General features: G+C 37.8%; 17 protein-coding genes and 5 pseudogenes. 15 read left to right on the top strand and 7 right to left on the bottom strand.

The window, feature by feature from the left end; genetic code table 11:
* The first annotated feature begins 29 nt into the window (after positions 1-29).
* The 3 pseudogenes from AYS37_RS08735 to AYS37_RS09010 all read left to right on the top strand — a co-directional run.
* A pseudogene (locus tag AYS37_RS08735) lies at positions 30-1085 on the top strand (DNA cytosine methyltransferase).
* Positions 1078-1842, top strand: a pseudogene (locus AYS37_RS08965) (restriction endonuclease). Before AYS37_RS08735 ends, AYS37_RS08965 begins: the two co-directional pseudogenes overlap by 8 nt.
* A 25-nt stretch (positions 1843-1867) precedes the next feature.
* Positions 1868-1957 (top strand): annotated as a pseudogene (locus AYS37_RS09010) (DUF262 domain-containing protein); the annotation flags it as partial.
* Positions 1958-2047: 90 nt separating this feature from the next.
* Here AYS37_RS09010 and AYS37_RS02140 read toward each other — a convergent pair.
* The gene (locus AYS37_RS02140; RefSeq protein WP_000724189.1) at positions 2048-2992 is read right to left on the bottom strand and encodes a catalase family peroxidase; all 945 of its coding nucleotides are present in this window, start codon (positions 2990-2992) and stop codon (positions 2048-2050) included.
* Between the two features lie 283 nt (positions 2993-3275).
* Here AYS37_RS02140 and hofC point away from each other — a divergent pair, with 283 nt between their 5' ends.
* The gene (gene hofC, locus AYS37_RS02145; protein ID WP_000768665.1) at positions 3276-4862 is read left to right on the top strand and encodes an outer membrane beta-barrel protein HofC; all 1587 of its coding nucleotides are present in this window, start codon (positions 3276-3278) and stop codon (positions 4860-4862) included.
* A 71-nt stretch (positions 4863-4933) separates the two neighbouring features.
* Entirely contained in the window at positions 4934-6331 is a 1398-nt protein-coding gene (hofD, locus tag AYS37_RS02150; protein WP_001872665.1) for an outer membrane beta-barrel protein HofD, read from the top strand.
* Positions 6332-6556: 225 nt separating this feature from the next.
* Here hofD and AYS37_RS08575 read toward each other — a convergent pair.
* Positions 6557-6757 (bottom strand): annotated as a pseudogene (locus AYS37_RS08575) (hypothetical protein).
* Between AYS37_RS08575 and AYS37_RS02155 the strand changes: the two are divergent.
* The 3 genes and pseudogenes from AYS37_RS02155 to AYS37_RS02165 all read left to right on the top strand — a co-directional run bounded on the left by AYS37_RS02155 (position 6726) and on the right by AYS37_RS02165 (position 10852).
* Positions 6726-9557, top strand: a complete 2832-nt coding sequence (locus AYS37_RS02155; protein WP_000775281.1) for a DUF3519 domain-containing protein — start codon at positions 6726-6728, stop codon at positions 9555-9557. The pseudogene AYS37_RS08575 and the gene AYS37_RS02155 overlap by 32 nt on opposite strands.
* Positions 9558-9622: 65 nt before the next feature.
* Positions 9623-10061: pseudogene (locus AYS37_RS02160) on the top strand (RipA family octameric membrane protein).
* Positions 10058-10852, top strand: coding sequence for a hypothetical protein (locus AYS37_RS02165; RefSeq protein WP_000611629.1), 795 nt, complete (start codon positions 10058-10060; stop codon positions 10850-10852). The pseudogene AYS37_RS02160 and the gene AYS37_RS02165 overlap by 4 nt, the downstream one beginning before the upstream one ends.
* Positions 10853-11231: 379 nt before the next feature.
* On the opposite strand, the gene AYS37_RS02175 is transcribed toward AYS37_RS02165, so the two are convergent.
* The 3 genes from AYS37_RS02175 to AYS37_RS02185 form a co-directional block, all read right to left on the bottom strand.
* Complete coding sequence (locus tag AYS37_RS02175; protein ID WP_000461975.1) at positions 11232-12368, bottom strand: potassium channel family protein; 1137 nt, start codon at positions 12366-12368, stop codon at positions 11232-11234.
* Between the two features lie 181 nt (positions 12369-12549).
* Positions 12550-12738 (bottom strand): 50S ribosomal protein L28, encoded by a 189-nt coding sequence (rpmB, locus tag AYS37_RS02180; RefSeq protein ID WP_001119007.1) that lies wholly within the window; start codon positions 12736-12738, stop codon positions 12550-12552.
* Between the two features lie 99 nt (positions 12739-12837).
* Complete coding sequence (locus tag AYS37_RS02185) at positions 12838-13686, bottom strand: HpaA family protein (protein ID WP_000442296.1); 849 nt, start codon at positions 13684-13686, stop codon at positions 12838-12840.
* A gap of 120 nt (positions 13687-13806) precedes the next feature.
* Here AYS37_RS02185 and mraY point away from each other — a divergent pair, with 120 nt between their 5' ends.
* Together mraY and murD are read left to right on the top strand one after the other, a co-directional pair.
* Positions 13807-14868, top strand: coding sequence for a phospho-N-acetylmuramoyl-pentapeptide-transferase (gene mraY / locus AYS37_RS02190; protein WP_000967102.1), 1062 nt, complete (start codon positions 13807-13809; stop codon positions 14866-14868).
* A gap of 1 nt (position 14869) precedes the next feature.
* Positions 14870-16138, top strand: a complete 1269-nt coding sequence (murD, locus tag AYS37_RS02195) for a UDP-N-acetylmuramoyl-L-alanine--D-glutamate ligase (protein WP_000703513.1) — start codon at positions 14870-14872, stop codon at positions 16136-16138.
* Here murD and AYS37_RS02200 read toward each other — a convergent pair.
* Positions 16135-16395, bottom strand: a complete 261-nt coding sequence (locus AYS37_RS02200) for an HP0495 family protein (RefSeq protein WP_001138689.1) — start codon at positions 16393-16395, stop codon at positions 16135-16137. The genes murD and AYS37_RS02200 overlap by 4 nt on opposite strands.
* Complete coding sequence (gene ybgC / locus AYS37_RS02205; RefSeq protein WP_001203778.1) at positions 16385-16786, bottom strand: acyl-CoA thioesterase YbgC; 402 nt, start codon at positions 16784-16786, stop codon at positions 16385-16387. Before ybgC ends, AYS37_RS02200 begins: the two co-directional genes overlap by 11 nt.
* A 226-nt stretch (positions 16787-17012) precedes the next feature.
* On the opposite strand from ybgC, the gene AYS37_RS02210 reads away from it, so the two are divergent.
* From AYS37_RS02210 to gyrB, 5 genes are read left to right on the top strand one after another with little or no spacing between them, the layout of a single operon-like run.
* A complete protein-coding gene (locus tag AYS37_RS02210; protein ID WP_000526594.1) occupies positions 17013-18341 on the top strand; it encodes a sodium-dependent transporter in 1329 nt (442 codons plus the stop codon).
* Between the two features lie 10 nt (positions 18342-18351).
* Entirely contained in the window at positions 18352-19680 is a 1329-nt protein-coding gene (locus AYS37_RS02215; protein WP_000514605.1) for a sodium-dependent transporter, read from the top strand.
* Positions 19681-19694: 14 nt separating this feature from the next.
* Complete coding sequence (locus tag AYS37_RS02220) at positions 19695-20762, top strand: phospholipase A (protein ID WP_000836091.1); 1068 nt, start codon at positions 19695-19697, stop codon at positions 20760-20762.
* Positions 20763-20817: 55 nt separating this feature from the next.
* Positions 20818-21942: a DNA polymerase III subunit beta gene (gene dnaN, locus AYS37_RS02225; protein WP_000704253.1), complete on the top strand. Its 1125-nt coding sequence runs from the start codon at positions 20818-20820 to the stop codon at positions 21940-21942.
* A gap of 12 nt (positions 21943-21954) precedes the next feature.
* Positions 21955-24276 carry a DNA topoisomerase (ATP-hydrolyzing) subunit B gene (gene gyrB, locus AYS37_RS02230; protein ID WP_001181976.1) on the top strand — a complete coding sequence of 774 codons (2322 nt, stop codon included), beginning with the start codon at positions 21955-21957 and terminating at the stop codon, positions 24274-24276.
* The last annotated feature ends 31 nt before the right edge of the window (positions 24277-24307 follow it).

The raw sequence follows: 24307 nt of genomic DNA on the forward strand, positions 1-24307 counted from the left end.
TGGGTTTAGATGAAAGGAAAAAATAAAACTTGTATAAAGTAGCAGATATTTTTTGTGGTGCTGGAGGGTTGAGCTATGGTTTTTCGGCACAACCTTATTTTGAATTAATATGGGCTAACGATATAGACAAAGATGCCATTTTAAGCTATCAAGCCAATCATAAAGAGGCACAAACCATTTTATGCGATATTGTGCAACTTCATTGCCACAACTTGCCATGCGTTTCAATTGATATTCTATTAGGCGGACCACCATGCCAGAGCTATTCTACCCTTGGCAAAAGAAAAATGGATGAAAAAGCGAATCTGTTTAAAGAATATTTGCGGCTCTTAGACTTAGTAAAACCAAAAATATTTGTTTTTGAAAATGTGGTGGGTTTAATGTCTATGCAAAAAGGGCAATTATTCAAACAAATTTGTAACGCTTTTAAAGAGAGAGGTTATATTTTAGAGAATGCCATTTTAAACGCCCTAGATTATGGTGTGCCTCAAATAAGAGAAGAAGTGTTTTAGTGGGCACGCTTAAAAGTTTTAAACAAAAATTTTACTCCCCCAAACCCATAAAAACACATTTTTCTTTAAAAGACGCTTTAGGGGATTTTACCACCCATTCAAAGCGGTGAAAATGGTGATGCTTTAGGTTATCTTAAAAATGCGGATAACGTTTTTTTGGAATTTGTGCGAAATTCTAAAGAATTAAGCGAGCATAGCAGTCCTAAAAACAATGAAAAACTGATAAAAATCATGCAAACGCTAAAAGACGGGCAGAATAAAGATGATTTGCCAGAAAGCCTACGCCCCAAAAGCGGTTATACTAATACCTATGCCAAAATGTGGTGGGAAAAACCGGCCCCCACCATTACAAGAAATTTTTCTACCCCAAGCAGTTCTAGGTGTATCCATCCAAGAGACTCTAGGGCGTTAAGCATTAGAGAGGGGGCAAGATTGCAAAGCTTTCCTGATAATTATAAATTTTATGGGAGTGGTAGCGCTAAAAGATTGCAAATTGGTAATGCTGTGCCACCCTTATTGAGTGTAGCGCTCGCTCATGCTGTCTTTGATTTTTTAAGGGGTAAAAATGTTTGATAATAACGATTTTAAAGGTTATAGAAATTTATTGGGTTTTAATTCTCAAAATGCGTTTAAGGAATTTTTAGGCGCTAAAGACATACAACCTTGCGTTGATTTCAATTATTTAAACGCACTCAAATAAACGCACTCAAAAAAAGGCTTATTGAAATTTTTAGCGCTATCAATAGTATTTATTGTTTTAAATATAATGAGTATGAATTGGAATGTTTTTTTAAAGACTCCATAGAGCGAGTGTTTTCAAAGATAGTGGATACTCATATTATTTATAAGCTAAATAATCAAGGCAGAAGACCTGAAGAAGTTTGTTTTTCGTGGATGCGTGGGTTTTAGTAGCGGAGTTTTTAAGGATTTTATCGCTTGTCTTTTTAATACGCAAAAAGAAACCATCAAATTTTTTGGTGGTGGTAATTTTGAGAACATAGAAAGCTTTAAAAGAAGTCCTAAAGCCGATTTTTTGTTGGATAATCATTTATTGCTAGAAGTTCAAAGTGGGTTTCAAGGGATCAATGATATTAAAGAACATAAAGTTTTAGAGGCTAAAAGGCGTTTGATAACGGATAAAATTCCTACTATTGTGGTGCATTTTGACCTGTTTAACGGGCAAGTGGCGTGCGTAGAAATTTCTAAAATCAAAGACAATGATTTGAATTGGATAACCCGCCAACAAATGGAAGGGCAGAGCGTTTTTAATATTTCGCAAAACTTTTTTGATTACAAAATTACAGAAATACCTAATAAGCCGCTTTCATAAAAACCCATAATACAGCCTAAATAAAATACAAGATAATAGTATTAAAAAGGTGGTAGGTGGATTGAATGTCCGTTATTTTTTGCTTGACATTCAGCGTGAGTGTGTGCGCCTCAAATAAGATGGCGAGTGATTTTGAGTAGGCGCACATAAAAGTTTTAAACAAAAATTTTACTTCCCCCTTATATTTTGATTTGCCTTAGCCTTTTTATTGCCTTCTGCTAAAAGTGATCCCATAAACTTCATTCCTGATTTGAAACAAGGGATCAGTAGGGGCTTCTACGCCTTTGGGGAGATCAGCTGGGAAATACACGTCTTTATTGCAACCCGTTCCTTCGTATTTTTCAACTTTCAAGGTCCCTACTAATAATTCCTTGTGTTTGCCTTTCCAAAGCGCGGTCGTGTCGTTAGTGGCATCATTTTTATTCGCAAACACCAGATACATTTGGTATTCTATGGGCTTAGTTTTAAGGTGTTGTTGGAATGCAGAGAGCAGATAATTTGAATCTTTTTGCTTTAATTCTTGGGGGTTAAGATACTTAACGCCCTCTTTAGGCACAAATTTCCATCTCGCAGATAATAATTCCTCTTTCTTATCTTTAAACCTGAACGCATGCACGCTGTAATAAGGCGTGTTAGCCACGCTTGAGCTAATCCCTATCGTTTTCATATAGGTGGCAAAATTCCTATAAGAGAGGACTTCTTCGTAAAGCTTTTTGATTCTTGCTTCATCTACCTTGCCATTTTTAGGAATCCTCATCTCAAAAAATTGAGCGAATTCGTTAGGGTTTTTGGCAAAATTGATTTCTGTATTGAGCATCACCATTGTCCAGCTAGCGTTTTGATTTTCCAATTTTAACGCCATTCCCCTAACTTTGCTTTTATCGTCCATTGCCACGCCCCCTAAAGAATACCTTACAGACGCAGGGATTTCTTTTTCATTGAGTAGTGGCACATCTAAATCCTTTTTTGCTTGCACATTAGGGAGGAACACGCCTTTAGCGCAAAACCCCTTAGTGTGGTTGATTTTCATTTTAGGCTCTTTGGCGTTGAGTTTGTAGAAAATATCTGCAATCTCTTCAGCGCTCACTTCATGGGCTTTTAAAAAACCCAAACTCAAAACCAAACACAAGCTCAAACTAATTTTTTTCATTCTTGATCCTTATTATTATTTTTATATAAAACAATGCCTTATTGTATCAGTAAATTCCCTATTGAGTCTTAAAAAAGCCTTTTTTAAATATCTTATTAGGATCTTAAAGGATTATCCTATCCATTTGCATGCGATGAGCGAGCTTTTAAGGATAAACTTGCGTTTTAAATTTTGCGATTTTTAAGAAAAATTAGCTTGATTTTAAACTAATTCTATATTCTTTTATGCTACAATTATTTCTACAGAGTAATTTATCTATTCTCAGGTAAAGTAAGGAAGAGGAATGAAATTAAAGAAACGAAAAGTTGTAGCTACATTGCTAAAGCGTTTTACCTTGCCACTATTGTTCACTACGGGTTCATTAGGGGCGGTTACTTATGAAGTGCATGGGGATTTTATCAATTTCTCCAAAGTGGGTTTTAACCATTCGCCTATTAACCCTGTTAAAGGTATCTATCCCACAGAAACTTTTGTTAACCTTACGGGTAAGCTAGAGGGGTCTGTGCATTTAGGTAGGGGATGGACCGTGAATTTAGGCGGTGTTTTGGGCGGACAAGCTTACGATGGCACTAAATACGATAGATGGGCAAAGGATTTTACCCCCCCAAGCTATTGGGATAAAACTTCGTGCGGCACGGATTCTTTGAGCCTTTGTATGAATGCGACTAAATTGTGGCAGCAATCAGGGCCAGGTGGTGTCATTAACCCTAGAGGTCTTGGTTGGGAATATATGGGTGAGTGGAACGGCTTGTTCCCTAACTACTATCCGGCTAACGCCTACTTGCCCGGTGGTTCAAGGCGCTATGAAGTTTATAAAGCGAATCTCACCTATGATAGCGATAGAGTCCATATGGTAATGGGGCGCTTTGATGTTACTGAGCAGGAGCAAATGGATTGGGTTTACCAATTGTTCCAAGGTTTTTATGGGACTTTCAAGCTCACGAATAAGATGAAGTTCTTGCTCTTTAGCTCTTGGGGTCGTGGTATCGCTGATGGTCAATGGTTGTTCCCTATCTATCGTGAAAAGCCTTGGGGTATTCATAAAGCCGGTATTATTTATCGCCCTACAAAGAATTTAATGATCCACCCTTATGTGTATCTTATCCCAGAGGTAGAAACAAATCCCGGTGTTAAAATAGAGTATGATACCAATCCGGGGTTTAGTGGTAGGGGCATTAGGAATAGAACGGCTTTCTATGCGTTATACAGCTATCGTTGGAATAACGCTGAATACGGTCGTTACGCGCCCGCTCGTTATAACACTTGGGATCCGTTCTTGGACAATGGTAAGTGGCGTGGCTTGCAAGGTCCTGGTGGTGCGACGCTCTTTTTACGCCACCATATAGACATTAACAACTACTTTGTGGTTGGTGGTGCTTATCTCAACATCGGTAACCCTAACATGAACTTAGGTACTTGGGGTAACATCATCGCTGTGGATGGTATCGAACAATGGGTTGGCAGTATCTACAGCTTAGGGTTTGCGGGGATTGACAACATTACCGACGCTGACGCGTTCACTGAGTATGTTAAAGGTGGAGGCAAGCATGGTAAGTTCAGTTGGAGCGTTTATCAACGCTTCACTACCGCTCCAAGGGCTTTGGAATATGGTATTGGTATGTATCTAGACTATCAGTTCAGCAAGCATGTTAAAGCGGGTCTCAAACTCGTATGGTTAGAGTTCCAAATTCGTGCGGGTTACAACCCTGGAACCGGTTTCCTTGGGCCAAACGGGCAACCGCTTAACTTGAATAATGGTTTGTTTGAATCTTCTGCGTTCGCGCAAGGCCCTCAAGACATGGGTGGCATTAAAAAGAGTATTACCCAAGACAGAAGCCATTTGATGACACACATCAGTTATAGTTTCTAAGGGAGTTCCCCTATTCTCTTAGATATGCCTTTTTTTGTATTTTTATTTTAATATCTTTGGGAGTTAGGGTTTTGGAAGTTAAGAAATATTTTCTTTACGCCCTGTTTTTTTTGCTTTTTTCTGGTCTTTTTTTATCCAAACTTCAAGCTTATAAATTCAACATGAGTATTGTTGGAAAGGTGAGTAGCTATACTAAGTTTGGCTTTAACAACCAAAGATACCAACCCTCCAAAGACATTTATCCTACAGGTAGTTACACTTCTTTACTCGGTGAATTGAATTTGAGCATGGGGTTATACAAGGGTTTGAGAGCGGAAGTGGGGGCGATGATGGCAGCGCTCCCCTATGACTCTACCGCTTATCAAGGCAACAATATCCCTAATGGCCAGCCTGGCTCTAGGACGGATCCTTTCGGTGCGGGTATCTTTTGGCAATACATTGGCTGGTATGCAGGGCATAGCGGTTTAAACGTGCAAAAACCTCGTTTGGCTATGGTGCATAACGCTTTTTTGAGCTACAACTACAAGAAAGACAAATTCAGTTTTGGCGTGAAAGGGGGGCGCTATGATGCTGAAGAGTATGACTGGTTCACTTCTTACACTCAAGGGGTTGAAGGTTTTGTCAAATACAAAGACACCAGATTCAGAGTGATGTATTCAGACGCTAGGGCTTCAGCGTCAAGCGACTGGTTTTGGTATTTTGGGCGCTACTATACAAGCGGTAAGGCTTTAATGGTGGCTGATTTAAAATACGAAAAAGACAACCTAAAAATCAACCCTTATTTTTATGCGATCTTTCAAAGAATGTATGCACCAGGCATTAATATCACTTACGACACCAACCCTAATTTTAATAATAAGGGCTTTCGTTTTGTAGGCACTTTCGTGGGGTTTTTCCCCATTTTTGCCACTCCGGCTAATCAAAATGATATTATCCTCTTCCAACAAGTGCCGTTAGGAAAGAGCGGGCAAACTTATTTTTTCCGCACCCGTTTTTACTATAATAAGTGGCAATTTGGGGGTAGTGTCTATAAAAATATCGGTAACGCTAATGGCGATATAGGTATTTATGGCGACCCTTTGGGGTATAACATTTGGACGAATAGTATTTATGACGCAGAAATTAACAATATTGTTGGCGCTGATGTTATTAATGGGTTTTTGTATGTAGGCTCGCAGTATAGGGGGTTTAGTTGGAAAATTTTAGGCCGTTGGACGGATAGCCCAAGGGCTGATGAAAGGAGTCTCGCGCTCTTTTTGAGCTATTTTTCTAATAAGTATAATATTAGAATGGATTTGAAACTAGAATATTATGGCAATATCACCAAAAAAGGCTATTGTATTGGGTATTGTGGCATGTATGTTCCAGTTGATCCTAACGGGCCTGGCACGCAACCTTTAACGCACAACGTGTATTCTGACAGGAGCCATATCATGTTTAACATTACTTATGGTTTTAGGATTTACTAGCCTTTTATCCTTATATTTTTGATTGGCCTTTTTAAAATATTGAAAGGCTTCGCTCCAATCAAATACTAATACTCAAAAAGTTTTATTTAACTTTATTATTCAATATTTAATACACTAGAATAAAACACCACACCCCGCGCAGTTTCTAAACAAGCTAAACGAGTTTAAGAGCGATGTTTTTACCACCCCCAAAGCTAAAGAATACATTGACATAGCGAGCGGTTTTCATAGACTTTTTAAAAACGACGCTAAGATCGCCGAGAGTTTAAAGCCCGCTATTACGAAAAATTTAAGCCAAGGTTTAGCAACCACTTTAAGCGGAGCGTTAAAATACTAATGGACTAAATTCACGCTAGGGACTTTATACAGAAACGCACCGGATCGCATTTTAGGAGTGAAATTACCCAAAGCTTTAAACGAAGCCACCGCAGGCGCGGCTTTAAAGTATCACATTAAACGAGCGCTTGAACGAAGCCACTCTATAAGCGATTTTAGCAAGCAGTTAGAACTAAGCGCTAAAAACGCTAAATTTAGCAACAACACGCTTAAAATCATTGAAGAGCTTAATAACGGCGTCAAACAAGCCAGCGAAGAAATCAAAGAAAAAGCGTTTGATTTTTCTAATCAAAAACTCACTAACGAGCAAATTAAAGAGCTATTAAATAACGCAGAAATCCCTACAAGCGGGAGAGACGCTATCACTTTTGGAGTGAATAACCTAAACCCTGAAATTGTAGAATTTTTACACAAAAACAACAAAAAAATGATTATAGAAAAAGCCTCTAACAAAGAAGTGGGACTTTTACAAAACGCTAACTTTAAACACCCTGAAAACATAAGAGCGAGTTTAGATCATGATGCTATCGCTCACATACTCAAAAGGCATGGCGTTAATTCTGTTAATGTCAAAAATGGAGAAAGCCCTGTTACGAACGAAGATATAGCGAATTATAGGTATATCGTTAATCACGCTGATGCAATTCTTAGGACTATAGACAAATACGATAAAGAAGCTATAACGGCATTTAAACAAGTTAATGGCTATGCGGTAGTGGTAGAACAAGCGATCAATAAGAAAAATGAATTAGTTTTAAAAACGATGTTCAAGAGTAACGGAGATTATAAGAATAATGATGTCTATAAAGAATTTTCAAGCACCTCACTCGACGCTAATGCGAAGGTGCCCCATGGGTTGAGTTCCCATAGTGGTGCTACAGATAATCCTACACCAAAACCGCTAACAGATCAAGAGGATTTATTAAAAAATAGAGAATTAGATAACGAAACCCCACAAAACGCTACAAATTTAAGCCCACTAGAACAAGCCAACGCCGAAAAGTTAGCGAAATTAGAAAGCGAGCAACTACAAAGCGAACAAGAATTTTTAAAAGCTAAAGAGCAAGAAGCAAAGCGTAAAGAAGCGTTAAAAAAGAAATTAGAACACGAGCGAGGCAATGCAGGCAACATTGAAAGCCAGACTAAAATAGAAGTAGGAAAAGATATTCCTACAGAGATCCAAGCGCAGATCCCCAAAAGCCGAGTAAGGTTGAACGAACGAGAGATTTACGACTTAGACTATGCGATCGTGAAAGCTAAAGATTTAAAGCCAAGCTTTACCACAGGCGGAACGCAAAAACGCACCGACATGAACGAAGAACAGATCAAAAGCATCGCTGAGGATTTTGATCCTAAGAAGATATTTGGGAGCGGAGGTTTTGAAGATTTACCGATTATCTTACACGACGGGCAAGTGATCGCAGGCAACCACCGCATCCAAGGCATGTTGAACTTCACGCCGAAAAGCCGTTATATTTACGAGAAAGCGATCAAGGAATACTATCACATAGATTTAAAACCGGACGAATTGTTAGTTAGAGTGCCACACAACCGATTAAACAACACCGAGATCAACAATTTAGCGGCTTCAAGCAATCAAGGAAGATTTAACAGCGAGAGCGATCATGCGCTAGCGGTTTTAAGCCATTATGAAGCCAAGTTAAAAGAATTAGAAACCAAGCTAAACGCTGAGAGCGTCTATCAATTAAAAAACATTGTGGCTAATAACCTTAATTTTGACAAAGCTACTCATCCTAATGTAACCGATAGTAATTTAGCGTTGCTTATGTTTAACATGCCAAGGACCAAGACGCAAGGGATAGAATTACTCAACCGCTGGCAGAAAGAATTTTCAAACGATATTAAAAGCTATGAAAAGGTTAAAAAAATGTTTGTAGATAACGCCGGCAGTTTTCACAATCTCATCCACGATATGAATTTTCCTAAGGTGAGTTTAAACGCTTATTTAAGCGATATTATGGATCGCAGTTTTGCCAATTTAAAAAATTACCAAAGCACGAGCGAGAGCCTGAAAGATTTGAGCGAGAAATTCTATAAAACGAGTTCTTTAGATATGTTTGAAAAGAGCGAACAAAATACGAGCGATATCAGCGAGATTTTAGGAGGAGCAATTGCCCGATTTGCGAGGTTTGATGATCCAAGCAAAGCGTTATTTGAAGCGTTAAAGAGCGATAACATTAAAAAAGGCTTGAAAGAGTTCAAGATCGCAGACGTTACTAAGGACATGTTTAATCCTAAAAGCAAGGAATTTAAGGACATTGACATTTACGACTTCACGCATTACCTTTTAATGGTCAATAGAGAGCCGAATGAAAACAATCCCGTATTAAACCGCTTGATACAAGCCGTGAAGGACATGCAAAAAGAGAGCGAGAAAGGGATAAAAGAAGTTAGCAAAAGCGCTAAGGAAAGCGAGATAAAAGAACGAGCCTTTAAAGTCATAGAAGACAAAGAAGCGTTTTTGAAAGATTTGAACGCTATCAAACCCATGCAATTACCCAAAGAGATTGATACCGATAGCTTTTTAAACGCTTTTAATGGAGTTAGCAATAAAGAAAATTTCATTAAACATTTAAAAAATAAGCCTGATGCTAAGCACCGATTAGCTTACTTGCATTTAGTAGAACCTACCTTAAAAGAACCCGATATTACGCTTATTTTCAAAGATCAAGGTAAGGAAGTTAAAAAAGAGCATATCAAAGCCTTCCAAGGCGATCCTAAAACGATTTATTATTTTTTAGTTACACAAGATAATGACAGTAAGCTTATAACAGGATTAAAAGTTAAACCGATTTACATTAAAGCAGAGATTGACAAGGCGGACATTATCCACTCTTTCATTCCGCAGGCAAGAACGCTTAAAGAATAAGCCGATGGAGTGGGCTTGCATTGAAACTATAAAACAAAAACTTGAAAAAGTCAAGGAGTAAGAAAATGATAATAGGAGAAATAGAGAAACCATTTGACATTATATTAGAAGCGAGAAGCATACTTAATAAACGCATCAAAACGCTTTTACTTTTTTTTGGTCTTAATATGTTTTGTTTGAGCGTGAGTTTTACCAATAAACCTCATTTGTATTTTTGGGCTTTAGTGGTAGGTTGTTATTTGTTGGTTTATGAGTGGCAAAAGAAACAGAAAAATTTCCAAAGCGCTAAAAGCTTAAAATTTGACAGCGTTAGCGAATTAGAAAAGGATTTAAAAATGAAAGTAACTAGTGATGAATTGGAAAACATTAAAAAACTTAATAAAAATTTAAAAATGTTTTTTTAATGTAGAAAATGTATCTATTATTTTTTTATTAGTTAGTTATCTTATTGTTGGGATGCGTGTTACTCTCTCTCTTATAGATAATCACGGAGTGTTACAATGATCAATTACCCTAATTTACCTAACAGCGTTTTAGAGATTAAAGAGCAGCCCGAAGTGAAAGAAATCACTAACGAATTATTAAAGCAATTACAGAGCGCTTTAAATTCTAATAGTCTTTTTACCGAGCAAGTGGAACTAAGCCTTAAAGGGATTGTTAGGATTTTAGAAGTGCTTTTGAGTTTGGATTTTTTCAAAAACGCCAACGAGATCGATAGCAGTTTAAGAAATTCTATTGAATGGCTGAGTAACGCCGGCGAGAGCTTAAAATTAAAAATGAAAGAATACGAGGGCTTTTTTAGCGATTTCAATACGAGCATAAAAAGCAACGAGCAAGAAGTAACGAGCATTTTAAACGCTAACACCGAGAACATTAAAAGCGAAATTAAAAAGCTAGAAAATCAAATTATAGAAACCACTACAAAGCTTTTAACGAGCTATCAAATCTTTTTAAACCAGGCTAGAGAAAACGCTAACAATCAAATAACCGCTAACCAAACGCAAGCGATAACTAACATTAACGAAGCGAAAGAAAACGCTACAACGCAAATTAACACGAATAAGCAAGAAGTTTTAAGTAACATCACGCAAGAAAAGCAACAAGCCACAAGCGAGATTAACGAAGCGAAAAAAACCGCTTTTAACGAACTTTTAGAAACCTTGAAGCCGAAATTTAGCGGCTTGTTTGTGGGCGCGTATTATATTAGGAATGTGATCTATATCCAAGGCGGATGGGAACAAAAGATCAAGGATTTAAGCGATTACGCGCTAGAGAAAAGCAAGAAAGGAGAGTAAAATTTTAGGTTGGGAGATTGATGAAGATTTATTTTGCACGAAATTTAGGGCAACGCTTCAAAAATGCAAAGAGAATGAGCATGATAAATAAATCACAGGACAAATTAAAACATGGTTTAAAAATCCTTTCAACAAAGAGAGCTTTAAAAGGGTTGTAACATTAACTCTCATTGAGCGTATGGGTTTGAGAAAAATAAGCCTCAAATCCGTTTAAATCTTGGATCAGTTCTCATCAAGCATGGATAATTAAAACCTTTTTGACTAAATTCAAGCCCTTTACTATTGATTGCAAAAAATGTTTTTAGCATTTTTTAGATTTTATTATCCGTATTTGATGAGATCCAAGCCTTTTTTATTTTATAAAAAGGGCTGTGTGAAATTACAATGAAATGTAATCCACTTCTTTTGGTTTTTGGTGGCTAGTAATGAGTTGCTTACAGGTTGCAACGCCTTCTGAAGTGCCAACCATCAATAGCTTGGATTCGCTTGCAATAATCGTTTCTCCGTCAGGCATGGGGATGTATTTGCCATCTTTTTGAGTGATACCAATCACAAACGCTTTAGCGATCTCTCTAAAATGGGCTTCTTTTAATTTCCTTAACACAAGCCAGCTGGTTTTAGGGACAATCACTTCCTCTAAGTCTAAAAGCGTGTCTTTTTTATTGATAAAACGCTCTAAGATATTTTCCATATCCGGACGCACCGCCATCGCGCTCACTCTCTGCGCCATGAGTTTTGTAGGGGAAACCACCATATCAGCCCCTAATTTTTTTAATTTTTCTAAGCCTTCATCGCTATGCGCGCTCGCAATGATGTAGTAAGGTTTGCGCTTTAATTCCTTTTCAAACAAGCGCACGCTCACCATTAACGCCACATTCACCGGTAAAATCTTAGACAAAGCCACAACGCCCCTAGCGCTGCTTAAGTGGGTTTTTAGCATGGCTAAATTGGTGTGCGGATCGCCTATGATATAGTAGGGGTATTTGTGCTTAATGGCTTCTTCTTCAAAATTAGGATCATTATCCACGACCACAAAGGGGATTTGAGCGGAGCGGAATTGCTTGCTCAATTCAATGGTGTATTCGTTGTGGTAACAAATCACATAATGATCCTTAAGGCGCGCGATTTTGTAAATCATACCTTTCTCCTTAATCAATCTGGTAAGCGTGCCTTTATTGACCACGCTAACTAAAATAGCCACGCTAAAGGCAATGATTCCTGCCCCAAAAAACATTAAAATGGAAGTTAAAAAAATACTTATAGGCCCAAACTGGCTTTCATTTAAAGCGCCAAACCCTGTAGCTGTCATGGTGTAAGTCGTTTGGAAGAAAGCTTGCATAAGGCTATAATTTTCTAGGGCGAAGTATCCCAGAGTGCCTAAAAGCACAAGCAATTGGATTAAAATAAGCGGGAGTCTAAAGACCTTAAATTGCTCATAGATTTCAGAATTTAAATTGACTTCTGGCTGAATTTCATCGTCTTTTTTGATTTTAAAAAATTTCAACTTTTCAAACAAAACCAATTCCTAGATCAAAATAAATTCTTTTGAAAGCGTTTACCTCTAAATTTAATCAAAACGATAAACCTAAGCTGTGTTTTAATCTCAAAAAGAAGTTTAGTTTTAAGGGAAGTTTTAAAAAGGTTATCAAAAACACCAAAACCACCCCTACAATCAAAACGGACAGAAATTCTAAAAACTAAGCCCCTTTACGCATGGTTCTTAAAGTGGAAGCAGCCACTTTAATGCGTTTAGTCGTGCCGTCGTCTAATTGGATCTTAACCGATCGCAAGTTAGGGAGTAAGCGGCGCTTGTTTTTGTTGTTCGCATGACTGACATGATTGCCTATCATAGGCCCTTTGAAAGTTAAAGTGCATCTTTTTGCCATTGTGTATCCTTAATTATTGAAATAAACTTTGCATTATACTTAAAATAGCCTTTAAAAAGACTGATTTTAAGGCTAATTTTTAAATGGTTCGTTTAAGAACTACTTTTTTTGAGGCATAGAACTTTTAAAGCCTTTCATTCTATCAATAGCGTCTCGGTATTTGGCAATATTTTCTTCTGTAAGTTCTGTTACAGCTTTTTTCATGACAACCGCATACATTCTGTTTAAGATCTTATGTATCGCGTCTTCTTTATTCTTTTCCAAATCTTCATGGATAATGCTGTTTGAAGAATTAAGCCCTCCAGAATTACTATGTTTGTAAGTATAGGTCATTGCCTGAAAAATTCCTACTTCCACAGCAAAATCATGGACTACACGATTGCTTTCTGGCTCATAAAAATTAAACCATACAGAGCCTGAGCTTTGATCCACTAGCGTGTCTAAATTAGGATTATTGGGATCTTTTAAATTCATTTTCAAATCTTCTAAGATCCCTACCCACCCTTTCAAATCCAAAACGGAAAAAATCTTTCTCTTATCTTGCGCGTTCAAAGCTTTTTCATCTTGAAAACGCAACACTTGATAGCCTCTTTTTTCAAAAATAGTTTGGATTTGATTGACTAAAGCGTCTTGAAACTTATCAATATAGGGTTTTAGATTATCGCTCACTTGAATGCGCGGCGCTAAAATACCTACAATATGGTGGTTTTGTGGGGCTTGAACAATATGCACCGGGTAATTAAAATCTAGCGGCGTAACATGTTCAGAGCTTGTTTGTATTCTTTCATGAGTTTGAGCTTGAGCTTGCTTTTGATTTTTGGCGTCATTTGGTTTTTTTGTTTCAGCGCTTGGATTCATCGCACAACCGATTAACACGCCTGAAAGCCCTAAAGCCACTAACATTTTAGAATAAACTCTAACTTTTTTAAAAATAAGCGAACGCTCCACAAAAGACTCCTAAAAATAAAAATTGAGGCCATAGTTATACTATTTTTAAGTAAATCAATTTGCGCTACAATTTTCTTTTTTTCTAAATTTCAAGCATGCATGGCGATTTTAGGAGATTTTATGCTCTATTCTTTACTATATGGCTATTTTAATATCAATCTTTTCCAGTATTTGACTTTTAGAGCAGGGTTAGGGTTTTTCATAGCCTTTTTTCTCACGCTTTTTTTAATGCCTAAATTCATTCTATGGGCCAAGGCTAAAAAGGCTAACCAGCCCATTTCTAGCTTCGTGCCAAGCCACCAGAATAAAAAGGATACCCCTACGATGGGGGGGATTGTGTTTGTTTTTGCAACCATTGTTGCGAGTGTGTTGTGCGCGTCTTTGGGCAATCTTTATGTGTTGTTAGGGATAATCGTGTTAGTGGGTTTTAGTTTTGTGGGTTTTAGAGACGATTACACTAAAATCAACCAACAAAATAATGCCGGTATGAGCGCGAAAATGAAATTTGGCATGCTTTTTGTCCTTTCGCTTATGGTGTCTGTTTTATTGAGCCTTAAGGGGTTGGACACTTTTTTATACGCGCCTTTTTTGAAAAACCCCTTGTTTGAAATGCCCACGGCTTTAGCGGTTGGTTTTTGGGTGTTGGTTTTTTTATCCACGAGCAATGCGGTGAATTTAACCGACGGGTTAGACGGATTAGCGAGCGTGCCTAGCATTTTCACCCTCTTAAGCCTTTCTATCTTTGTGTATGTGGCAGGGAATGCGGAATTTTCTAAATACTTGCTCTATCCTAAAGTCATAGATGTGGGGGAATTGTTTGTGATTTCGCTAGCGTTAGTGGGATCGCTCTTTGGCTTTTTGTGGTATAACTGCAACCCGGCAAGCGTGTTTATGGGCGATAGCGGGAGTTTGGCAATAGGGGGGTTTATCGCTTATAACGCTATTGTTTCGCATAATGAAATCTTACTCGTTTTAATGGGGTCTATTTTTGTAATAGAAACTTTGTCTGTGATCTTGCAAGTAGGGAGTTATAAAACCCGTAAAAAACGCCTTTTTTTAATGGCACCCATCCATCATCATTTTGAACAAAAGGGTTGGGCAGAAAACAAGGTGATCGTGCGTTTTTGGATCATTTCTATGCTGAGTAATTTAGTCGCTCTTTTAAGCTTGAAGGTGCGTTAAAATGAAAATCTCTTTATTGGGGCATGGCAAAACCACTCTAGCCCTAGGGCGTTTTTTTAAAAAAAACCATAACGAAGTCAAATTTCTTGATGATAAATTCCATTCATTCCATAAAGATAGCGAGGGTTTTCTTTGCTACCCCAGTAAGGATTTTAACCCTAATGATTCCCAACTAGAGATAGTCAGCCCGGGCATTAGTTTTACGCACCCTTTAGTCATAAAAGCCAAGCATTTAGTGAGCGAATACGATTATATTGATAGCTTGTTTGATTTGGTTTTCACGCCTACTATAATCAGTATTAGCGGCACTAACGGGAAAACCACCACGACAGAAATGCTCACCACGCTTTTAGAAGATTTTAAGGCTGTGAGTGGGGGGAATATCGGCACGCCCTTGATTGAATTGTTTGAAAAGCAATCGCCCTTGTGGGTGCTAGAAACAAGCTCTTTTTCTTTGCATTACACGAATAAGGCTTACCCTTTAATCTACTTGCTCATCAATGTGGAAGCTGATCATTTGACTTGGCATTGCAATTTTGAAAATTATTTGAACGCTAAACTCAAGGTTTTAACATTGATGCCTAAAACTTCGCTCGCTATCCTCCCTTTAAAATTCAAAGAACACCCCATTATTCAAAACTCGCAAGCGCAAAAAATCTTTTTTGACACAAGCGAAGAGGTTTTAGAGCGTTTAGAAATCCCCTCTAACGCTCTTTTTTTTAAGGGAGCGTTTTTATTAGACGCTGCCTTAGCCCTTTTAGTTTATGAGCAATTTTTAAAAATGAAGAATTTAAAATGGCAAGACTATAGAGAAAACGCCCTTAAAAGACTGAACGCTTTTAAAATCGGCTCGCATAAAATGGAAGAATTTAGGGATAAACAAGGGCGTTTGTGGGTAGATGACAGCAAAGCCACAAACATTGATGCCACCTTACAAGCCCTAAAAACCTTTAAAAACCAAAAAATCCATTTGATTTTAGGGGGTGATATTAAAGGGGTCAATTTAACCCCCCTTTTTGAAGAATTTAAAAACTATAAAATAAGCCTTTATGCCATAGGATCAAGCGCTTCTATCATCCAAGCCTTAGCGTTAGAATTTAATGTTTCTTGTCAAGTTTGTTTAAAGTTAGAAAAAGCGGTTCAAGAAATTAAAAGCGTTTTATCGCAAAATGAAATCGCTTTGCTTTCGCCTAGTGCGGCCAGTTTGGATCAATTTTCTTCGTATAAAGAAAGGGGTGAAAAATTCAAGGCGTTTGTTTTAAAAGACTAAAGCGCATGCACCACGACTTCTAATTGTGAAATTTTTTGAAAAATCTCGTTCCGTTCTGATTCGTTTGAAACTTCCATAGAAACATTAAAGCTATAAAATTTAGCGTTTTTAGAAGTGTTTTTAAATTCCAATTTAAAGGGGCGTTGGTAGGTTTCTAAAAGTTCTTTTAACATGCTTGTATCGTTAGTGGTCATAATCACTCTATAATCCCAAAGGCAAGGGTAAATAATGGTGGGTTTTTCTAAATCAGACGGCATTAAGAAGCTCCTTAAACAATTTAGGAATGGCAATAGGGCTGTATGTAGAGCGGTTGACAAAGCCAAATTTGATTTCTGAAGCAAAGACTTTAAAGGGCTTCATAGGCTCTAAAGAAGCGTTTTGGATGCAATAAATTTCTTGAAAAAGCACCACAAAAACCTTTCTTAATTCTTTAATTTGCGTTCTTATTTCTAAGACCTGGCCAAGGCTTGCAGGGGTGAAAAAATCCGCTTTGATAGAGCGAATGACAAACACGCCTTCTTCATTTTCTGGCAAGACATTTTTTTTAAAAAAAAACTCGCTCCTAGCCCTTTCGCAATATTTCAAATAATTCGCATGATAGACCACGCCTTCAGAGTCGGTATCTTCGTAATATACCCTACAGCGCATTAATTCCCCTTACTTAAATAATGAAATTTTCTCAAAATTATACAATATGTAACTTAACTATAGTATAATCTGGGGGCGTTGCTTTATATTTTTTAGGTATTTTTGAAGTGGGTTTTTTCTTAAATTTTAGGGTTTTTAAAGATTTTAAAAAAATACAGCAATAGTTGGGCGATTAAGGACATCGCTCTTTAATTTTAATCATTTACAAGGAGTTTGATAGTTAAGAATGGGTAATCATTTTTCTAAATTAGGATTTGTTTTAGCGGCTTTAGGAAGCGCGATAGGTTTAGGGCATATTTGGCGTTTCCCCTATATGACTGGGGTGAGCGGTGGGGGTGCTTTTGTTTTATTATTTTTATTTTTATCCTTAAGCGTTGGTGCGGCGATGTTTATCGCTGAAATGCTATTAGGACAAAGCACTCAAAAAAATGTAATAGAAGCTTTTAAAGAGCTTGACCTTAACCCCAAAAAACGCTGGAAATACGCAGGGCTTTTGCTTATTTCTGGGCCTTTAATACTGACTTTTTATGGCACTATTTTAGGCTGGGTGCTTTATTATTTGGTGAGTGTTAGTTTTAATTTGCCTAACAATATCCAAGAATCTGAACAAATTTTTACTCAAACTTTGCAGTCTATAAGGTTACAATCCATTGGGCTTTTTAGCGTTTTATTTATAACCGGATGGATTGTTTCTAGGGGGATTAAAGAAGGGATTGAAAAACTCAATCTAGTCTTAATGCCCTTACTCTTTGCCACTTTTTTTGGTTTGCTTTTCTATGCGATGAGCATGGATTCTTTTTCTAAAGCTTTCCATTTCATGTTTGATTTCAAGCCAAAAGATTTGACTTCTCAAGTGTTCACTTATTCTTTGGGGCAGGTTTTCTTTTCTTTAAGCATCGGTTTAGGGATCAATATCACTTATGCTGCGGTTACGGATAAAACGCAGAATTTGCTTAAAAGCACGATTTGGGTGGTTTTATCAGGGATTTTAATTTCTCTTGTGGCAGGGCTTATGATTTTCACTTTTGTGTTTGAATACGGGGCGAATGTCTCACAAGGCACAGGGTTAATTTTCACTTCTTTACCGGTGGTTTTTGGCCAAATGGGAGCGATAGGTATTCTTGTTTCAGTTCTTTTTTTGCTCGCGCTCGCTTTTGCTGGAATCACTTCTACGGTGGCTTTATTAGAGCCAAGCGTGATGTATCTTACCGAAAGGTATCAATACTCTCGTTTTAAGGTTACTTGGGGTCTTGTAGCGCTAATTTTTGTGGTAGGCGTGGTGTTGATTTTCTCGCTCCATAAGGATTATAAAGACTATCTCACTTTCTTTGAAAAAAGTCTTTTTGATTGGTTGGATTTTGCCTCAAGCACCATTATCATGCCTTTAGGCGGGATGGCAACCTTTATTTTTATGGGCTGGGTTTTGAAAAAAGAAAAATTGCGTCTTTTAAGCACGCACTTTTTAGGCCCTAAATTGTTTGCAACTTGGTATTTCTTGCTTAAATACATCACCCCTTTAATTGTGTTTTCCATTTGGTTGAGCAAGATTTATTAAAATATTTAACATGGGAAAATTTTCTAAATTAGGCTTTATTTTAGCCACTTTGGGTAGCTCTATCGGTTTAGGGCATATTTGGCGCTTTCCTTATATGGTAGGTCATAATGGGGGAAGTGCGTTTGTGCTTTTATATCTGGTGCTAACCTTGAGTTTAGGCATTGCTATGCTTTTAGTGGAAATGCTGATTGGGAATTTGGGTAAAAAAGATGTTGTTTCTAATTATCAAATCTTAGATCCTAAAAGGAAAAAATATTACCCTTTCACTTCTTTTTTTATTTTAGGCGGTCCTCTCATTTTATCCTTTTATGCGGTGGTGTTAGGCTGGGTGCTTTACTATCTTTTTGTAGTAACTTTTGATTTACCTAAAGATTTAGAGCAAGCCAAAATGCAATTTAGCATGCTCCAAAATGGCAGTTTAATCTGGCCTGTTATTGGCTTTAGCGCATGCTTATTGCCGACAGTATGGTTTGTTTCTAGGGGGATTGAAGAAGGGATTGAAAAATTAAATGTCGTGCTTATGCCGTTATTGTTTGTGATTTTCATAGGGCTTTTAATCTATGCGATGACTTTAGAAAGCATGCCTAAAGCTTTGCGCTTTTTATTTAATTTTGAGATTCAAAAGATTGATTTTAAGGTTGTTATGGACGCTTTAGGGCAGATGTTCTTTTCTTTGAGTTTGGGGGTAGGCACGATCATTACTTATTCAGCTTTCACGCCCAAAAAAGAAAATCTATTCAAAAGCTCTCTGTTTATTGTTTTACCGGGTATTTTAATTTCTCTCATTGCCGGGGTGATGATTTTTACCTTTGTGTTTGAATACCATGCGGATGTGTCTCAAGGGCCAGGGCTTGTTTTTATTTCCTTACCTTTAACTTTCGCTAAAATGGGCATAAGCGGGCAGATCGTTTCGCTCTTTTTCTTTATGGCGCTTGTTTTTGCCGGGATCACTTCCACGGTTTCTTTGATAGAGCCTTTAGCGCTTTATCTTATCAATCGTTTTAATTTCTCGCGCCTTCAAGCGTCGCTATGGATAGGGGTTGTTGTGTATGTTTTAGGCGTTTTAGTCATTCTTTCTATGAATGAACGATACGCTAAGTTTTTAAGCCTCGCTCATAAGAGCGTGTTTGGGTGGCTGGATTTCATCACTTCTTCATTTTTAATGCCTTTGGGAGGCTTGTTTTCAGTCTTATTTGTGGGGTGGGTTTTAAATAAAAAGCGTTCTTTTTTAGCCACGAAGCATTTCTTTAATATAAACGCTTTTAAAGCGTGGCATTTTAGCGTTCGTTTTATCGCGCCTGTAGTGGTTTTAGCGATTTTCATCTTGCAATTTAAGTGAAATAAGGATGCTTGATGAAAAGCATTTTGATCTTTATGATTTTTGTAGTTTGTCAGTTAGAGGGCAAAAAATTTTCACAAGATAATTTTAAGGTGGATTATAACTACTATTTGCGCAAACAGGATTTGCACATCATTAAAACGCAAAACGATTTGTCCAATGCTTGGTATTTCCCTCCACAAAAAGCCCCCAAAGAACATTCTTGGGTGGATTTTGCTAAAAAATATTTAAACATGATGGATTATCTAGGCACTTATTTTTTGCCTTTTTATCATAGTTTCACCCCCATTTTTCAATGGTATCACCCCAATATCAACCCCTATCAACGCAATGAGTTTAAGTTCCAAATCAGTTTTAGAGTGCCTGTATTTAGGCATATTCTTTGGACTAAAGGCACGCTTTATCTGGCTTATACCCAAACTAACTGGTTTCAAATTTATAATGACCCCCAATCCGCCCCCATGCGAATGATCAATTTCATGCCTGAACTCATTTACGTTTATCCTATTAATTTTAAACCTTTTGGGGGTAAAATAGGGAATTTTTCTGAAATTTGGATAGGTTGGCAGCACATTTCTAATGGCGTGGGGGGCGCGCAATGCTATCAGCCTTTTAATAAAGAGGGTAATCCTGAAAACCAATTCCCAGGAGGGCCTGTGATCGTTAAAGATTATAACGGGCAAAAAGACGTGCGTTGGGGGGGGTGTCGCTCGGTGAGCGCGGGGCAACGCCCTGTGTTTCGTTTGGTGTGGGAAAAGGGAGGCCTAAAAATCATGGTCGCTTATTGGCCCTATGTCCCTTATGATCAATCCAACCCTAATTTGATTGATTACATGGGGTATGGTAACGCTAAAATTGATTACAGGAGAGGGCGCCATCATTTTGAATTGCAACTTTATGATATTTTCACGCAATACTGGCGTTATAATCGCTGGCATGGGGCTTTCCGCTTAGGCTATACCTACCGCATTAACCCTTTTGTGGGGATTTATGCGCAGTGGTTTAATGGCTATGGCGATGGCTTGTATGAATACGATGTTTTTTCCAATCGTATAGGGGTAGGAATACGCTTAAACCCTTAAAAAAGCGTTCTTTTATGCTATAATAAGACTAAAAATTCAAGGGGATTATTCAATTATGAAAATCAGTGTTAGTAAAAACGATTTAGAAAACACTTTGCGCTACTTGCAAGCTTTTTTGGATAAAAAGGACGCTTCTTCTATCGCTTCACACATCCATTTAGAAGTCATTAAAGAAAAGCTTTTTTTAAAAGCGAGCGATTCCGATATTGGGTTAAAAAGCTATATTTTTACGCAATCTAGCGATAAAGAGGGCGTTGGCACGATCAACGGGAAGAAGTTTTTAGACATTATTTCATGTTTAAAAGACTCTAATATTGTTTTAGAGACTAAAGATGACAGCTTGGTGATCAAACAAAATAAAAGCTCTTTCAAACTCCCCATGTTTGACGCTGATGAGTTCCCTGAATTCCCTGTTATAGATCCCAAAGTGAGTATAGAAGTCAATACCCCTTTTTTGGTGGATGCGTTTAAAAAAATCGCCCCTGTGATTGAGCAAACCAGCCATAAAAGGGAGTTAGCCGGTGTTTTAATGCAATTTGATCAAAAACACCAAACCCTTTCAGTGGTAGGCACGGATACCAAACGGCTTTCTTACACGCAGTTAGAAAAAATCTCTATCCATTCCATCGAAGAAGACATCTCTTGCATTTTGCCTAAAAGAGCTTTATTAGAAATCCTTAAGCTTTTTTATGAAAATTTCAGTTTTAAAAGCGACGGCATGTTAGCGGTGGTTGAAAACGAAACACACACTTTTTTCACCAAGCTCATTGATGGGAATTACCCTGATTATCAAAAAATCCTCCCTAAAGAATACATTTCTTCTTTCACTTTAGGCAAGGAAGAATTTAAAGAGAGCATTAAATTGTGCAGTTCTTTAAGCTCCACCATTAAACTCACTTTAGAAAAAAACAACGCTTTGTTCGAATCTTTGGATTCTGAGCATAGCGAAACGGCTAAAACCTCTGTTGAGATTGAAAAAGGTTTGGATATTGAAAAAGCCTTTCATTTGGGCGTGAACGCGAAATTTTTCCTTGAAGCCTTAAACGCTTTAGGGACAACGCAATTCGTTTTAAAATGCAATGAGCCTTCTTCGCCTTTTTTGATCCAAGAGTCTCTTGATGAAAAGCAAAGCCACTTGAGCGCTAAAATTTCTACTTTGATGATGCCAATCACATTATAAAGGCTTGATTGAATGCAAAATTACCAGAGCCATAGTATTAAGGTTTTAAAAGGCTTAGAGGGGGTTAGGAAACGCCCTGGAATGTATATTGGCGATACCAATATAGGCGGGTTGCACCACATGGTGTATGAAGTCGTGGATAACGCTGTAGATGAGAGCATGGCGGGTTTTTGCGATACGATCAACATCACTTTGACTGAGGAAGGTTCATGCATTGTAGAAGATAACGGGCGAGGCATTCCTGTAGACATTCACCCTACGGAAAAAATCCCCGCTTGCACCGTGGTTTTAACGATTTTGCATGCGGGGGGCAAATTTGATAATGATACTTATAAAGTTTCAGGCGGTTTGCATGGCGTGGGCGTTTCGGTTGTGAACGCTTTGAGCAAACGCTTGATTATGACCATTAAAAAAGAGGGTCAAATTTATCGCCAAGAGTTTGAAAAGGGTATTCCTACTAGCGAGCTTGAAATCATTGGCAAAACCAAAAGCGCTAAAGAAAGCGGCACGACTATTGAATTTTTCCCTGATGAAAGCGTGATGGAAGTCATTGAATTTCAAGCGGGTATTTTACAAAAACGCTTCAAAGAAATGGCGTATCTTAACGACGGCTTAAAAATTTCTTTCAAAGAAGAAAAAACCCAACTGCAAGAGACTTATTTCTATGAAGACGGCTTGAAACAATTCGTTAAAGACAGCGCTAAAAAAGAATTGCTCACCCCCATTGTTGCGTTTAAAAGCATGGATGAAGAAACGCGCACTTCTATAGAGGTCGCTTTGGCGTATACTGATGATTACAATGAAAACACTTTAAGCTTTGTGAATAACATTAAAACTTCTGAGGGCGGCACGCATGAGGCGGGCTTTAAAATGGGCTTGTCTAAAGCGATTTTACAATACATTGACAATAACATTAAAACCAAAGAATCGCGCCCCATCTCTGAAGACATTAAAGAGGGTTTGATCGCTGTTGTGAGCTTGAAAATGAGTGAGCCTTTGTTTGAAGGGCAGACTAAATCCAAACTCGGCAGCTCGTATGCACGCACGTTGGTTTCAAAATTAGTCTATGACAAAATCCATCAATTTTTAGAGGAAAACCCTAACGAAGCTAAAATCATCGCTAATAAAGCCCTACTAGCTGCAAAAGCCAGAGAAGCCAGCAAGAAAGCCAGAGAGCTTACAAGGAAAAAGGATAATTTGAGTGTTGGCACTTTGCCTGGAAAATTAGCCGATTGCCAGAGCAAAGACCCGCTTGAGAGTGAAATCTTTTTAGTGGAGGGCGATAGCGCGGGCGGGAGCGCTAAACAAGGGCGCGATAGGGTTTTCCAAGCGATTTTACCTCTAAAGGGTAAGATTTTAAATGTGGAAAAAAGCCATTTGTCAAAGATCCTAAAATCAGAAGAAATTAAAAACATGATCACGGCTTTTGGGTGCGGCATTCAAGAGAGCTTTGATATAGAAAGGTTGCGCTATCATAAAATCATTATCATGACCGATGCTGATGTGGATGGGAGTCATATCCAAACCTTGCTGATGACTTTTTTCTATCGTTATTTACGCCCATTGATTGAACAAGGGCATGTTTATATCGCTCAAGCCCCTCTTTATAAATACAAGAAAGGCAAAACAGAAATTTATCTTAAAGACAGCGTCGCTTTGGATCATTTTTTAATTGAGCATGGCATCAATTCGGTGGATATTGAAGGGATTGGCAAGAACGATTTGATGAATTTGTTAAAAGTGGCACGCCATTACCGCTATACGCTTTTGGAATTAGAAAAACGCTACAACTTGCTAGAAGTTTTACGCTTTTTGATTGAGACTAAGGACGCCTTAAACCTTGATATGAAAGTTTTAGGAAAAAGCATTTTAGAAAAATTAGAGGGTTTGAATTATCAGATCTTACGCTCTTTTGCTACTGAAGAAAGCTTGCATTTGCATGCGCAAACCCCTAAGGGCTTGGTGGAATTTAATTTAGATGACAACCTCTTTAAAGAAGTGTTGTTTGAAGAAGCGAATTACACTTACCAAAAGCTTATGGAATACAATTTGGATTTCTTAGAAAATAAGGATATTTTGTCGTTTTTAGAAGAAGTGGAAAATTACGCTAAAAAGGGAGCGAATATCCAGCGCTATAAGGGGCTAGGCGAGATGAACCCTAATGATTTATGGGAAACGACCATGCATAAAGAAAACCGCAGCTTAATCAAACTCAAAATTGAAGATTTGGAAAAAACCGATGCGGTCTTTTCGCTTTGCATGGGCGATGAAGTAGAGCCTAGAAGAGCCTTTATCCAAGCGCATGCTAAAGATGTGAAGCAACTAGATGTGTAAGGGGTTTTGATTAGAACCCCCAAGCATTTAA

It is taken from the genome of Helicobacter pylori NQ4053 (assembly GCF_000274605.1).
Classification (GTDB): Bacteria; Campylobacterota; Campylobacteria; order Campylobacterales; family Helicobacteraceae; genus Helicobacter; species Helicobacter pylori_CV.

What these genes read in the sequence shown, in the direction of transcription:
- AYS37_RS02140 (WP_000724189.1), bottom strand. Translation starts at nt 2,992, where the DNA reads ATGAAAAAAATTAGTTTGAGCTTGTGTTTGGTTTTGAGTTTGGGTTTT.
- hofC (WP_000768665.1), top strand. Translation starts at nt 3,276, where the DNA reads ATGAAATTAAAGAAACGAAAAGTTGTAGCTACATTGCTAAAGCGTTTT.
- AYS37_RS02165 (WP_000611629.1), top strand. Translation starts at nt 10,058, where the DNA reads ATGATCAATTACCCTAATTTACCTAACAGCGTTTTAGAGATTAAAGAG.
- rpmB (WP_001119007.1), bottom strand. Translation starts at nt 12,738, where the DNA reads ATGGCAAAAAGATGCACTTTAACTTTCAAAGGGCCTATGATAGGCAAT.
- mraY (WP_000967102.1), top strand. Translation starts at nt 13,807, where the DNA reads ATGCTCTATTCTTTACTATATGGCTATTTTAATATCAATCTTTTCCAG.
- murD (WP_000703513.1), top strand. Translation starts at nt 14,870, where the DNA reads ATGAAAATCTCTTTATTGGGGCATGGCAAAACCACTCTAGCCCTAGGG.
- AYS37_RS02200 (WP_001138689.1), bottom strand. Translation starts at nt 16,395, where the DNA reads ATGCCGTCTGATTTAGAAAAACCCACCATTATTTACCCTTGCCTTTGG.
- ybgC (WP_001203778.1), bottom strand. Translation starts at nt 16,786, where the DNA reads ATGCGCTGTAGGGTATATTACGAAGATACCGACTCTGAAGGCGTGGTC.
- AYS37_RS02210 (WP_000526594.1), top strand. Translation starts at nt 17,013, where the DNA reads ATGGGTAATCATTTTTCTAAATTAGGATTTGTTTTAGCGGCTTTAGGA.
- AYS37_RS02215 (WP_000514605.1), top strand. Translation starts at nt 18,352, where the DNA reads ATGGGAAAATTTTCTAAATTAGGCTTTATTTTAGCCACTTTGGGTAGC.
- AYS37_RS02220 (WP_000836091.1), top strand. Translation starts at nt 19,695, where the DNA reads ATGAAAAGCATTTTGATCTTTATGATTTTTGTAGTTTGTCAGTTAGAG.
- dnaN (WP_000704253.1), top strand. Translation starts at nt 20,818, where the DNA reads ATGAAAATCAGTGTTAGTAAAAACGATTTAGAAAACACTTTGCGCTAC.
- gyrB (WP_001181976.1), top strand. Translation starts at nt 21,955, where the DNA reads ATGCAAAATTACCAGAGCCATAGTATTAAGGTTTTAAAAGGCTTAGAG.